Origin of the sequence: Clostridium beijerinckii, from assembly GCF_018223745.1 — a bacterium.
GTDB classification, from domain to species: domain Bacteria; phylum Bacillota; class Clostridia; order Clostridiales; family Clostridiaceae; genus Clostridium; species Clostridium beijerinckii.
On sequence record NZ_CP073653.1, the window covers coordinates 3,979,636 to 3,992,562 of the forward strand.

12 protein-coding genes are annotated in these 12,927 nt (G+C 28.6%); all 12 read right to left on the reverse strand.

Annotation, left to right across the window (positions count from 1 at the left end):
- Nucleotides 1–705: 705 nt before the first annotated feature.
- Nucleotides 706–1,719, reverse strand: a complete 1,014-nt coding sequence (locus KEC93_RS18000) for a WYL domain-containing protein (RefSeq protein ID WP_077867833.1) — start codon at nucleotides 1,717–1,719, stop codon at nucleotides 706–708.
- Nucleotides 1,703–3,007 (reverse strand): helix-turn-helix transcriptional regulator, encoded by a 1,305-nt coding sequence (locus KEC93_RS18005; protein ID WP_077867834.1) that lies wholly within the window; start codon nucleotides 3,005–3,007, stop codon nucleotides 1,703–1,705. The genes KEC93_RS18000 and KEC93_RS18005 overlap by 17 nt, the downstream gene beginning before the upstream one ends.
- Nucleotides 3,008–3,034: 27 nt before the next feature.
- Nucleotides 3,035–3,553 carry a GNAT family N-acetyltransferase gene (locus KEC93_RS18010; RefSeq protein ID WP_077867835.1) on the reverse strand — a complete coding sequence of 173 codons (519 nt, stop codon included), beginning with the start codon at nucleotides 3,551–3,553 and terminating at the stop codon, nucleotides 3,035–3,037.
- A 470-nt stretch (nucleotides 3,554–4,023) separates the two neighbouring features.
- Nucleotides 4,024–5,115, reverse strand: a complete 1,092-nt coding sequence (locus KEC93_RS18015; protein ID WP_077867836.1) for a leucine-rich repeat domain-containing protein — start codon at nucleotides 5,113–5,115, stop codon at nucleotides 4,024–4,026.
- A gap of 220 nt (nucleotides 5,116–5,335) precedes the next feature.
- A complete protein-coding gene (locus tag KEC93_RS18020) occupies nucleotides 5,336–5,785 on the reverse strand; it encodes a flavodoxin family protein (RefSeq protein WP_077867837.1) in 450 nt (149 codons plus the stop codon).
- Nucleotides 5,786–6,055: 270 nt separating this feature from the next.
- Nucleotides 6,056–7,318 carry a sensor histidine kinase gene (locus tag KEC93_RS18025; protein ID WP_077867838.1) on the reverse strand — a complete coding sequence of 421 codons (1,263 nt, stop codon included), beginning with the start codon at nucleotides 7,316–7,318 and terminating at the stop codon, nucleotides 6,056–6,058.
- The gene (locus tag KEC93_RS18030; protein ID WP_039771712.1) at nucleotides 7,311–7,991 is read right to left on the reverse strand and encodes a response regulator transcription factor; all 681 of its coding nucleotides are present in this window, start codon (nucleotides 7,989–7,991) and stop codon (nucleotides 7,311–7,313) included. Before KEC93_RS18030 ends, KEC93_RS18025 begins: the two co-directional genes overlap by 8 nt.
- Nucleotides 7,984–8,538, reverse strand: a complete 555-nt coding sequence (locus KEC93_RS18035) for a UBA domain-containing protein (RefSeq protein WP_023974104.1) — start codon at nucleotides 8,536–8,538, stop codon at nucleotides 7,984–7,986. Before KEC93_RS18035 ends, KEC93_RS18030 begins: the two co-directional genes overlap by 8 nt.
- A 121-nt stretch (nucleotides 8,539–8,659) precedes the next feature.
- Nucleotides 8,660–9,202: a UBA domain-containing protein gene (locus tag KEC93_RS18040; RefSeq protein ID WP_039771710.1), complete on the reverse strand. Its 543-nt coding sequence runs from the start codon at nucleotides 9,200–9,202 to the stop codon at nucleotides 8,660–8,662.
- Nucleotides 9,203–9,396: 194 nt separating this feature from the next.
- Nucleotides 9,397–10,554, reverse strand: a complete 1,158-nt coding sequence (locus tag KEC93_RS18045) for a glycosyltransferase (RefSeq protein WP_077867839.1) — start codon at nucleotides 10,552–10,554, stop codon at nucleotides 9,397–9,399.
- A gap of 698 nt (nucleotides 10,555–11,252) precedes the next feature.
- Entirely contained in the window at nucleotides 11,253–11,675 is a 423-nt protein-coding gene (locus KEC93_RS18050) for a VOC family protein (RefSeq protein WP_077867840.1), read from the reverse strand.
- A gap of 184 nt (nucleotides 11,676–11,859) precedes the next feature.
- Entirely contained in the window at nucleotides 11,860–12,561 is a 702-nt protein-coding gene (locus KEC93_RS18055; protein ID WP_039771705.1) for an MBL fold metallo-hydrolase, read from the reverse strand.
- Nucleotides 12,562–12,927 lie beyond the last annotated feature (366 nt).

Below are 12,927 nucleotides of genomic sequence, written 5' to 3' on the forward strand. Positions count from 1 at the left end.
AGGGAGAAAACCTAAAAGTGTTCATTGCTTTTATTGCAATTATCTTTACTCCGAAGTAACACCTTCATGCACTTCCCTTAATTTAATTAGATTGTGGAGTAAATCTACCTGAGTTGTTTACACTTAGCTAGCCCAATGGTATCACTCTTCTCTCTGAAATAAAGTTACTTTAGGAATTATTTTAATCTTACTAAAGCATTAAGTTTGTATTGTTTATTTCTAAATTTAAACCATTCCTTTAACTTAATATTTTAATTATAATTTTCCTTTTACGAAGTAACTCAAATATGCGCTGCCACATCTAATTTTAATCTCTATGAAATATGGAGAAAAAAGCTATTTAAGTATTCTGGTGGTGTGTTATCCCTTCTACTATACATATTAAAATATGCAATTGGATTCGAACCAATATTACCACCCCTAAAACGAAGTAACTTAAATATTCACTTCCTTATTGCTTTGTCCTCTCGACTACAATACTTATTATATTATTTCTATAATTTTCTTACAGACAAAAACTTTGCATCTTTTGAATTATAATCCATTAGTACCAATAAAATGTTAAACGCCTGTCTCAATAAAATACTCTAAATACACTTAAGTAGCATATATACTGTAAAACAAAAGAGCCCGAAGTCTTTTTAACTTCCAGCTCTATTTCTTGATTATATATAATTAAGATAACTTATTTATATTTTCCATACCTTAAGTTGTTTCATACATAAATGCTCTTTTAATCTTATCAATAATAATCTCTCTAACCCTATTAGGCGCCTTTACTTTAACATATGGACCTAAGGACATTATTTTCCTTATAACCTCATCTTCTTCGAAGGTATAATAATAAATATCTATTTCATATTTATTTTTTGAAATGGTTCTAGAATTTCTTTCAAATGAAGAAAAACTCATGAAACACCTTTCCATAGCTCCCCTAATATCTTCAAGTTCAATTGTAATTGGAACTTCTGAGTATTTCTTTTCCTTTAATTTCTTAAGAACATCTTTTCTTTTTATATTCGAATCTACATTATTGGCTACTTTAACTTCCTTTAATGTATGCAAATTAACCAATATAGATCTCTTCTCATCTAAAGAATATAGGGATGCTCTAAATTTATCATCTTTTAATGAGTACTCAATTCTAATTGGAATTGCTAATTGGTTATTATATTCATTGCCGTTTTTATCTACATTAGAATATAATATAGGCTTCTCATTAATTATGCCTTCTAAAATAGTATAGAAATCCTTACTTAATTTCTCTAAATCAATATCAAATCCATTTTGTACTTTATTTGTAAATTCTATTATTTGATTACTTCCCTTTTCTTTCATATCTGTCAAAGCTGTTTCTAATTTTTTTAAGGTTTCTTTTCCAAGTAAAGCTTGTACTACTGGTTCCTTAATCATTCCATTAAGCCAGGATTTTTCTAGCTTTGAAAATCTGACTTTAAGAGGTATACCATTTTCACTATTTAAAATACTATAATATTTGCCTTCTCTTTCTTCCAAAAAATTAAAATCATCCTCTTTACCATATTGATTTAAAAGCATTCCTTCAAAAGTTTTAAAGTCTTTTCCTATTACTTTTTCATCGTACTCCTCGTCTTCAATAAGCCTTATAATTTCATCTTTATAAAGTCCATTTTTTGCTAGATTTAAAATTCTAAACACTAAATGAAAATATTTATTTTTATATTCATGAAATAACTCCATAATTATTTAGCATATCCTCCCAATCCTTTTTTATTTTCTTATGAAGATATCTAGGTGAAATAACCTTTAAATAGCCACCATATTTTCTAATCCACGGAATCATTTCACAAGAATCATTTACTATCTTTTTAAATAAATATTTAGTATCACTTATCTTCTCAAAAGTGCAATCCCCAAGCTCCCCTTTTATCTTTTCAACTATATAATATTCATATAAAGAATCAATATTAACTTCAAATTCAACTTCTTCGTATGGAGTATCAGTGTTATGAGGCACACTTGAAAAACTTTTTTCCATAGCTAATTTATACTTTTCCTCATATTCCTCATAATTAAATCTTGTTTTTAAAACCTCAATATCATCTTTCCTATCAAGCCTTGCACTAATACATCTTCCAGTGCTAGTAAACGAAAACACGTAGAACCTTCCACATTCAACATCGTATCTAAGCTTAAAAGGCCTAATCACTTCATTATCATACATTTTGACACGAGTGGTTTTGCAATCATTTTTAAATCTTATCTCATTCCTATTTTCAATTGCTCTCATAACTTTTAAAATCAATTCTTCTTCAATTACAGGATGAAAATGCAGATTTTTATATTGGAAACAATTCTTATCCTTTGGTATTACATTTCGTTCAAATTCTAAATAATCCCTTAGTGTATCAAAAAAATAATGTCCACTTACATTAGGAAAAATAATATTTTTATATAAATCCACTATATTATAAAGCTTTAGAATTTCTTCATTATCAAGTTCTTTTAGTATATCCTCTGAAATGTAATACTCTTTAACCCGTCCATTCTTCTTAACTGATACGATTTCCATAGAATTTGCTAATTCATTAAGCTTTCTTTCTATGGTTTTACTACTTATATTTCCATAATCAATTAATTCTTCACTTACCAGCTCATTTTCAATGTCTGAAAAGGCCATTGGTTTATTTTTATAATTTAAAATTAAAAGCAAATAATAATATAAGATAATATCAGCTTTAGTAAAACTCTTGCTTAAATATGTATTGACTAAAAAGTTTTTCGTATTTGATATATCATCATAGCTTAAACTTAAAAGTTTATTCTTGCCATCTTTATCTATCTTAATAAAATCCTTCTCTATATATTGTTTAATTCGGCGCATCTCATAACTAACTTTTCGTGAGCTCCCATGATTTTTACTTTCTAAGTCACCTTTTGAAAAACATCCGTATAAAAAAACGTCCCGAAGTATTGAACGTATTAAATCATAATGCTTAATAAAATCTGGAAAAATAGAAATCCCCACCTTTGCTTAATCAATCTCTAGTCAGCCCTATAATGATTTTTCAAAACACTTCAAATCTTCCCATATCACATTTTGAAAATGAAATTTTGTTGTACCTACATAAACATATCCAATCTTAGGATATAGCGTTGCAGCTGGGATATTGCCTTCGTAAGTATCAAGGCGAATAACTTTATATCCTTGCTCTTTTGAGTATTTTTCAATGAATTCCATCATTACTTTTGCTTTACCTTTGCCACTTGCAGAAGGTCGAATACACAAAGTATGAATGACCATAATTTCGCTTGGTTTTGCCTTTGTAATCCACGAAATATTGTCATATTCTTTGGGTTGAATGCTATTAAGTACTACGCATCCATATATTCCGTCTTCGTCTTCACCAACAAACATTGTATTATTATCAATAGCACTCCTTGCATAATCAACTGTTGGATAAATCCCCTTTTGCCAATTTGTATAAGACACTGTTTGTTCTTCATAATCCAAAATCTCATTATATATCTTTTCTATTTCTAAAATATCATCTATAGTAGCAACCCTAACCATCGTCTTTCTCCTCCACAAATCACTATTTTTTCTTTCACTTATTATAACATATCTTGTAAATACCACACTTCGAAATTTTTAAATAGCATTTTATACCTTACCTAATAAATACTCTAATAGATAAAGAATTTTATTTATACTTTGCAATAAATACCATACTAGAAAGTAGAAACATTTTTATGCAGCAGGCATTGAAAATGAGCTGTTAAAAGCTCTTAATTGTAGGTTGTTCAACTAATGCTTGTCACAATTAAATTGGGAGCAAGCACTAGTGGTGCAACCTACAATTTAGCACTTTCAGCGAAATTTTCATAGTCCTGTGAAATAACAATGTTTTTACTTTCGGTGGATTATTGCACAAGTCTAGGTTATATACTATTTATCTATATGTGAAATAGAAATTTTGCTTATAAAAATAGAGCAGCTTTTAAACCACTCTATAAAATTATTTATTTAATTATTGTTTATGACTAAACGCTTACTACAATCTTATTTTGATTTACACCAGATCTACGTAAAAGTTGTTTCATTGCTTCACTCTTTACATAAAAGTTTGTATTTTTACATCCACCAAATGCACTCATTCCTATTTGAGTTACACTGTTAGGAATTGTCATGCTTGTTAAGTTAGTGCAACCTGCAAAAATACTAGGTTCTATAGATGTCAAACCACTTGGAATGTTTGCACTTGTTAAGTTTGAACATCCAATAAATGCACTATTTACTATACTTGTTACACTATCAGGAATTTTTATCTTTGTTAAGCCTGTACACCCTTCAAATGCTCTGTAATCTATAGTTTTTACACTATCAGGAATTTCTATGCTTGTTAGATTTGTACATTTACTAAACGCACTATTTCCTATAATTATTACACCACTGGGAATTGTATAATTTTTATCTACTTTTGCAGCCGGATAACATAGTATATTAGTTCCGTTTTTACTATATAACACTCCATCAACACTTTTATAACTTATATTATTATCATCTACAGATATATTTGCTAAGCTACTACAACCTATTAATGCTTTTTCCCCTATAGATTGAACGCTTGCTGGAATATTTAAGCTTGCCAAATTTGCACAGCCATAAAATGCAGAGTCTTCTATATTTGTCACACTATTAGGAATAATTATATTTTTAATATTATTGTGTTTATAAAATGCCTTATTACCTATGCCTGTTACTGCAACATTATCAATTTTATCTGGAATTACTACATTGCTGTCAGAACCTAGATATGCTACTATTTCACCTGATAATTTGCAAAAAGCCCATGCTCCATTTATTGTGACATTTGTAAATTGACCATCATCATTTAATCCAACTTTATCTCCAAAATCATTTGGCTTACCATGATCCATATAGCCTTGTGAATCAAAAAAATATAAATACCCATCTATTACTCTGAAACCTTCAGCCCATGAGTTTCCTTCTGTATACCACCAGCCTTTTGCATCCTTTTTCCATTCTGCATTTGCTCCTATCGGATTTAATGCCAATACTGAAGCTGCTACTAATGTAATAGCTATTACTTTTGTTAATTTTAATTTTTTCATATTTCTCTCCTATATCCCCTAAAACTTAATAAATATTAATAATATATTAAATTTTACCATTCCTATAAATAATTGTCTATAAATCTCTTAATCCTTTATAATAAATATAATAATCCTACTTGCATTGTCCCACTTTAAAGCTGCATAAAAAAATACCACATTTTCTAAATGCGATATTTCAATCTGTTATTTATTTTTGCTCGTAAATAATGATAAAATATTATAAAGATATAAGTTTTTTAGCAAAATCTTTTGCATTTTGAAAATCCTTATCATTTGGCCTGCCTTTAGCGATTCCACCGATTAATTTAAATGGTCCAAAAGTATCATAACCCTTGCATGCAAAACTACCAACAACATTAAACCCTTTTTCTTTTAGCTTTTGTTCAACAAAATCATTATATTTAACTTTACCCTGTCCACTCGTAGAAAAAACAAATACTTTTTTATTAGACAAAGTTGGTAACTTGTCAATTAACTCAAGAATATTTTTATGTAACTTCCCATAATATATTCCAGAACCAAAACCTATTAGATCATATTCATTTAATGTATTTATCTTTAAATTTCTTGTTTCTATTATATCAGCATTTATAGATTCGCCCATTGCCCTTACTATTTTTTCAGTATTACCATGATGTATAGATGAGTAGATTAATAAAACTTTCATATTAATATCCTCCTAAAAATATACTATAAACCAATTATAACATATTTTGTAAATATACAATTGTTCTGTTTTCATATATATTGCAATTCACAATGCACATCTCAAAATTCACAATTATAGCTAAAATTCTTGTAATATTTTTAGAATTATGATGAAGAATTATTTTTGCAACGTATATATTATGGTTAACAATATTTTAATTTAAATATTATTATCTAGATTTATTTTTAAAATATCTTCTTCTGTATTCTTCTTCACTTATACTTTCAATTAAAAATTTATCGAGCTGACAGGTAAAAATATTGTTATCCTAGTACCAATTCCTTTTCTGCTTAGTACAGAGAAATATCCTTTATGTCCATCAACAATCCATTTTGCTATAGATAATCCTAACCCAGTACCACCGTTCTTTCTAACTCTTGCTGTGTCAGCTCTAAAGAATCGCTCAAATATATGTGGTATGTCCTTTTCATCCATTCCTATACCATTATCCTGAATTGAAAGATAAGGTTCCCCTTTTTCATTTATTCCTGTTTTTAGCATTATAACTTCATTTTCTTCAGTATACTTAGCTGCATTTTCAATTAATATTCTAGCTGCCTGCTTAAGTAAACCAATATCACCCTGAACTATTATTTCTTCTGAACTATAGTATTCATATATGTGTTTTTCATCAATCATCTTCGACTCTTCAAGAACTTCATTCATCATATCATTTAGTAAAAACTCTTTAGAGTTAATCTGTGTTTTACCATTAATCCCTCGAGCTAAAAATAATAGCTGTTCTACTAGATTTTTCATATTTTCAGATTCACTTTTAATGGCTTCAATAGACTCATTTAATACACTTTCATCATTTTTTCCCCAACGATCCAGCATATTAGCATAACCTTGAATTACTGAAATTGGAGTCCTAAGTTCATGGGATGCATCAGAAACAAACCTTGCTTGTTGTTTGTAAGAATCTCTCATTCTTTCTAAAAGATTATTTATTGCCTCTTCTAATCCATGAAGCTCACTATCCCCTGTATATATTCTTTCATCTGAGATTACAGGGCTAATTTTAGAGATGGCCTCCTCAAGATTTTGAAACTTCTCTTCATCAAAGGTCATATTACTAAGTCTGCTTGCAGTTTGAGCTATTTCATCAAGGGGTTTTAGCGTCCTTCTAATTTTCATTGTTCCAAAGATGATTTCTTTCAATAAAAATATTCCCTCTATAATAGCTATAGAATTAACCACTCTTTGAATTATATATAAATAACTACTTGCATCTTTAATCATAGTTTTACCGTTATCAAAAACTACTGTATATGTGGAACTTTCTATTGGAAAAAAGATAAATGTTCTTTTGGCATTTAACAAAAATTCTCCATAGAAATTAATTTCCAAATCAATGCACCAATATCCAATAAGAAAGAGTATTAAAAATATATCAATCCAAAGAAACTTCGAAAATAGCTTTCTTACAAAAACAGAATTCAATTTTATTGCAATAGATGTAACATTTTTTGATTTACTAACCTTATTCATCTTTTATAACGTATCCTACTCCACGTACTGTGGTTATTATCTTTGTTTTAAATACATCATCTATTTTAGTTCTTAAAAATCTTATATAAACATCTATTACATTAGTTTCTCCAATATAATCATAGCCACATACTTTTTCCATTAGTATATCTCTAGTTAATACTATGTTCTTATTTTCCAATAAAATTTTTAGTAAAGTAAACTCTCTGTTTGTTAATTCTATTTCTGTATTATCATACATTACCTTATGTCTCATCTTATCTAAAGACAATAATCCGCAGCTTATTATGTCTGTATCTCTTTTTTCAATAACAGTTCTTCTTTTAAGCGCTGTTCTTATTCTTGCTAATAACTCTTCTATTGCAAAAGGTTTTGTTATATAATCATCTGCTCCTGCATCAAGTCCAGATACCTTATCCATAACAGCATCCCTTGCAGTAAGCATTATAACAGGCAAATCTGAATTTTTTCTAATTCTACGTAATACTTCTAATCCATTTATTTGTGGAATCATTATATCAAGAAGTATTAAATCTGCTTCACCCTTTTCAGCTATTTCAAGACCTAATCTTCCATTATCCGCTTTTAATATTTCATATCCTTCATGTAACAATTCTAACTCTACAAATCTTGCAAGTTTCTCGTCATCCTCAACAATTAAAATTTTAACCATTTTTAAATCCCCTCTTTAATTTACCTTTTACCTTTTTTACATTTTCTGATATTAACTTAAATACATGATTAATCTTCTTCACTTCTCTCCTTTTTCCTGATAGTGAAAACTCAAGATCAAAGAAAAGTCCTACTATATATAAAGGAATGACAGTACCAAAGGAGAATATTAATAAAAGTATAATCACTGTAACTGGAATCCTAAGAAATACCTTATTACCTTTCTTTATTTCAAAGAAAATATTATTACATATGTCTATTATTTTGCATACTTTTACAAAAATTCCTTCAAAGGTATTATCCTCTTTTGTATTACTATAATTATTCCCGTAATCCTTATTATTAGTTATCACGCCATTTTTATGATTTTCCTTATATTCATTAGTATAAAAGATATTAACAGAAGGCTTTTGAACTTTACCTATGTCTTCTAAATAAACAAACGCATCTAAAATGTCCCAGTTCGACTTTTCTAGCGCACTTTTGGCTTCTTCATAACTTATATTAGCTTCGTTTTTTAATTTTTCTACAAGCTTATAATCTTCCATAGTAACCCTCCATATCCATGGCTATCTGATAAATTATACCATTTAATCTAATGCTTTTATATACACAAAATTAGAGGCTTCGAATAATTTCAAAACCTCTAGTGCTGTCATTAGATTAATCCTATCCTTTATAGCTTTCTTTAAAATCACTTTTTATATTATCTGCTGATTCTGAAGCTTTATCCAAAATATCATTAACCTTATCAGTATTAATATCAGGGCCTGCTATTGAATATTTATATCCAAAAAATAAACCAACTAATAATAATACTGAAACAGGCCAAAACCCGATTATTAACAATAACGCTGCTATCGTAAGTGATATCCTTATTGGCTTTTTATTTTCCTTTTTCATTTCAAAATAGTTTTCATTTCCTTTGCTTATAACCTTCCCTATAAACTTAAACATTCTACCAATAATTTCTCCAATGCCTCCACTTTTCTTTTTATGATTTTCCTCATTTTCTTTTTTATTTTCTTCATTATTATCTACAGCCACTTCTATAATTGTATTGGCTCCATTATTTTCAACTTTTCCTTGTCTTTCTAAATAAATTATAGCATCTAAAAGATCAAAGTCACATTCTTGCAACACTGCTTCTGCTTCTTCATAACTTACTTTGGTCTTTTCCATTAAAATTTTAATCATTTCATTTCTTTCCATATTAATCATCCTCCAAAACTTTGTATTGACTTATCATGTTTATATAATACTTAGAGAAAATTAATCTAAAATATAAGAAAGATTAAAATCAGATTAAAATTGCATAATTTTTTATAATAATATGATAACAGACGCAATCAGCCAAATAATTATATCTTTCATTTTGCTATACTAATACTTAAAAATATTGTTAATTATATTATATTTTCTATAGCCTGTACTGCTTTACTTGTCCCTCCTAGATTTAATAATTTTTCTCCTGCTTTCTTAGAATTATCTGCATATATATTATTTGTACTAAATTCATTGACTATTTTCTTAATCGTTTCTGCATTAAAAATATTTGTTTCTAATGAGACACCTGCCTTCAAATTAGATATTGAAGCCGCATTATACTTTCTCTCAAATACATTTCCAGGGCATACAATTTGAGGTACGCCATATATTAAACCCGTCATAATACTATTTTGACCACCATGGTTCATATAAGCTATGGCTTCTGGCATAAGTTTACTAAAATCAAATCTTTTATCTACATTAATATTATTTTTCTTGTATGGTTTCACTTGTTCTGTTGCAATATATATTTGAAAATTAGTTTGCTCAAATGCTTGCGTTAAAGTGTATATAACTTTCTTTGGTAAAATTGTCCCGTTGCCCATGTATGCTATAATTTTATTTTTATTATGATCTTCTGATCTAAAATTAGGTACAAAAAATGGACCTGTAAAAACTAAATTTTCATCATTAATGGGTTCTAACTCATAAGAGCTTGGAACTATTTTTAGATCGGCCCAATTAAATATATCAAGTGCTGATTCGATTGGAGGTAGTTTATTTTCTTGAATAAATCTTTTAACTCCTGTGCTATATTCAGGATTAGAGGCAAAATACTTCGAAGCAGGATAACTGAATCCTGTAACAACTTTAATATTTTCAAGTTTTGAAGCAACAATAGCCGCAATTCTAAATTCGGCATATACCACATCCGGCTTAAAATCTAGTATTGCCTTTCTTATACAAGACACATCTTCTGAAAAATGCTTGTACGTAATTGCTCCAACAAAATGAAGCACCTGTTCATAACTATTAACCTTTTTCTTCTGTTGAATTCCAAGTAATTGTCCAATTTTAAACATTCTTTTTCCCAAAGACATAGGCATTCCAAATGGTGATGGAATTGGCGCATAATAATTTTTTACATTTTCTATTTTTTTATAATTTATATCTTCTGCCGCGCAAAACGCAACTTCATGTTTTCTTTCTATTAATTTATTACATAAAGCTGCTGCTCTTGAAAAAGGGCCACTTGTCTCCGCCATTGCTGCCATAGGTGCTATTAAAATTTTCATAAATAGTCATTCCTTTTTATATATGATATAGTATTCTAATATTTTATACTTAATAAGCTTCTTATATGAATATTTTCCCAGACACTGCTATCATTATAGGCAAATCTTTTAATTATCTAAAGCAATTTGCTTTTTACAAAAGTCTTATCTCTTTTTCAATTCAATTTTTATTTCATCCTCAATCATTTAAAAACACGCTCCATAAATTTATTTATACTCTCAAAACTTTTCTCTGCTGATATTAGAACATGTTCTCCTATTTTAAATAACGTAAAAATCTATGTTTTCTTAAGGTTGCAGCCTTCAACCCCGCATTATTCAAGCATATTCTGAAGAATATATATTCTAGTATTCTTCAGAATAAATATGGCTTAGAATATATATTCTTCACCATATTTATGGTAAAGAATATTAGAATACAGTGATGCTTGTGAATCGTTTTTGCTTAGAAATAAAATAATAATCGTAAAGCTGATCTATGCTTTAGTGGAAGAAAATCCCCCAAAACTTTACCTAGAAAGAAAGTAACTGTAATAGTAAAATAAAATTATAACGCTGGCAAAAGCTGCTACTGCTTATTCCCAGCGTTAATTGTATACCTAATCATCTGTTTTTTCCTCTTAACTTAGCTAGTTCTGCTTATAGATTATCTGTGTTCTTTTATAATTCTCTTATTTTTAAAGTAGATAAATTGTGATTTATTTAACTCTTTTGAACATTTGATGATTTTCGTTAAACTCAACCAGATCCCACAAGTTACCATATAGATCTTTAAATACTGCAACAATTCCATAATCCTGTTCTTTAGGCTCTCTCACAAATTCTATTCCTATTTCTCTCATTTCATTGTAATCACGCCAAAAATCATCAGTTCCTAAGAAAAGAAAAACTCTTCCCCCTGCTTGGTTTCCTATAAAATCCTCTTGTTCAGGCTTAGATGCCCTTGCAAGCAGTATTGTTGTTCCACTTGAACCTGGCGGAGATACTACTACCCATCTTTTCTGTTGTTCTGGTTGGTATGTATCTTCTACTAATTCAAAATGAAGTTTTTTTGTGTAAAACTCTATTGCTTCATCATAATCTTTCACTACTAAAGCAATATGTACAATTGATTGAATCATTATTTATCCCTCCATTACTTCATTAAAATCAATACATAAATCACATTTATCTTTCAACATAATTATCACGAGTTTCATTTATGGCTGACCACTCTAATTGCTATTTCCATGAACTCCACGCCTCACCTGAAAAATTAGTATATTCACACAAATATATTCTATAATTCATATAACTCTTCCTAGATTATATTAGATCAACTACATTAAACCCTTGTTTCTGCGCTTCCTCAATAAAATTTTCTCCATCAATATGAATACAATAAACTTGATTTCTATATTTGATAGGAATATTTTCACTCAACACTCTTAATGAAGTGTGTACATTCTCTTCATTATCATTAATGCACGCATCATGATAAACTAAATTTCCCGACTCTAGATAAGGAATTAAATCAAAGTTTGTCTCATATGTATCTCCACTATAAAAAATATCATTTTCTTTATCAAACTCTAATTTATAGGAATAAGTATTCCATGTCTTAACGTGCTTAGTTATAGATGCTGAAAATTTCAATCCCAATGAGTCAATTCTCTTATTATCAGCATTATCTACAATAAAACTCTCACCTTCTTTTAATCCGAGAAGTTCTAAAAACATACTTATTTTTTCTTTTTCATTAAAATAAACATTAGTAACTATTTTATATTTCCAATAGCAGAATCCTATAAATCCACCTAATGAACCAATATGATCTGAATGCATATGAGTGATTAATACATGTATCTCTTTAATTCCTTTAAGTAATTCTTTTTCCAAAATCCTTTTAAATACAGTTTCGCCACAATCTATTAGTAAAAATGTTTCATTTTTTCTTATATAGGCAGCAGTATTTCCTTCTTTAATGTGATAACCTGACCCTCTTCCTAAAAACTCTAATTTATTCATAACTCCCTCTCAGTTCCATCATATTTATACTTTGCTCATGATATACGACCAGCAGCAGATCTTATAAACATGCTGTAATTTCATTTCTATTATAACATTTTTTAACATTACTTTTCCTAGAATTAGCGCAGAAGATAATATATCATAATATTGCACAACCATTCCCATCCATTGAATTAAAACTTTTCTCTCCTGATTTAATTAACGTAAAAATCTATGTTTTTTTGAAGTTTATAGCCTTAAAACCTGCATTATTCAATGCATATTCTAAAGAATATTAGAATACAGTGGTGCTTGTAAATCGTTTTTATTTAGAAATAAAGTTGAAGAAAAAATATAAATCTATTACTAAAAAGGAAGTCCATA

Coding starts and splice junctions, on each gene's coding strand:
- KEC93_RS18000 (WP_077867833.1), bottom strand. CDS start 1,719: ATGGAGTTATTTCATGAATATAAAAATAAATATTTTCATTTAGTGTTT.
- KEC93_RS18010 (WP_077867835.1), bottom strand. CDS start 3,553: ATGGTTAGGGTTGCTACTATAGATGATATTTTAGAAATAGAAAAGATA.
- KEC93_RS18015 (WP_077867836.1), bottom strand. CDS start 5,115: ATGAAAAAATTAAAATTAACAAAAGTAATAGCTATTACATTAGTAGCA.
- KEC93_RS18020 (WP_077867837.1), bottom strand. CDS start 5,785: ATGAAAGTTTTATTAATCTACTCATCTATACATCATGGTAATACTGAA.
- KEC93_RS18025 (WP_077867838.1), bottom strand. CDS start 7,318: ATGAATAAGGTTAGTAAATCAAAAAATGTTACATCTATTGCAATAAAA.
- KEC93_RS18030 (WP_039771712.1), bottom strand. CDS start 7,991: ATGGTTAAAATTTTAATTGTTGAGGATGACGAGAAACTTGCAAGATTT.
- KEC93_RS18035 (WP_023974104.1), bottom strand. CDS start 8,538: ATGGAAGATTATAAGCTTGTAGAAAAATTAAAAAACGAAGCTAATATA.
- KEC93_RS18040 (WP_039771710.1), bottom strand. CDS start 9,202: ATGGAAAGAAATGAAATGATTAAAATTTTAATGGAAAAGACCAAAGTA.
- KEC93_RS18045 (WP_077867839.1), bottom strand. CDS start 10,554: ATGAAAATTTTAATAGCACCTATGGCAGCAATGGCGGAGACAAGTGGC.
- KEC93_RS18050 (WP_077867840.1), bottom strand. CDS start 11,675: ATGATTCAATCAATTGTACATATTGCTTTAGTAGTGAAAGATTATGAT.
- KEC93_RS18055 (WP_039771705.1), bottom strand. CDS start 12,561: ATGAATAAATTAGAGTTTTTAGGAAGAGGGTCAGGTTATCACATTAAA.